Genomic DNA, 306 nt, shown 5'->3' on the forward strand with positions numbered 1-306 from the left:
GTCTCCTGGCTGGACTGCAATACCTACTGTCTTGTTTTTTATACAGAACGAGAAAAAGCTAACCTCCGTAGCCTTTAACACTCTGCTTAACCTGATCGTTCATTGGTGGAATTTGCAAGAATGGCCGCATCCATCAATGGAAAGCCTAGCCATACGTATGGGGGTTTCTGTAAGGACAGTTCAGAGAGCTATCAATGATCTGGAAAAAGCTAATCTCTTGGACAAGAAACCAACGTCGAAGAGTGATAGCCGATATGGAGGTCGTAATATTTATGATCTAACAAAGCTCGTTGATTACCTGTATAC

Annotated in this window: 1 protein-coding gene; it reads left to right on the top strand. The window is 42.5% G+C overall.

The window, feature by feature from the left end:
• A partial coding sequence (locus tag ACNQ0T_RS23685) for a helix-turn-helix domain-containing protein (protein WP_417930438.1) occupies positions 1-306 on the top strand: 306 nt, incomplete at both ends.

Origin of the sequence: Enterobacter cloacae complex sp.6700776 (assembly GCF_048284255.1) — a bacterium.
GTDB lineage: Bacteria > Pseudomonadota > Gammaproteobacteria > Enterobacterales > Enterobacteriaceae > Enterobacter > Enterobacter intestinihominis.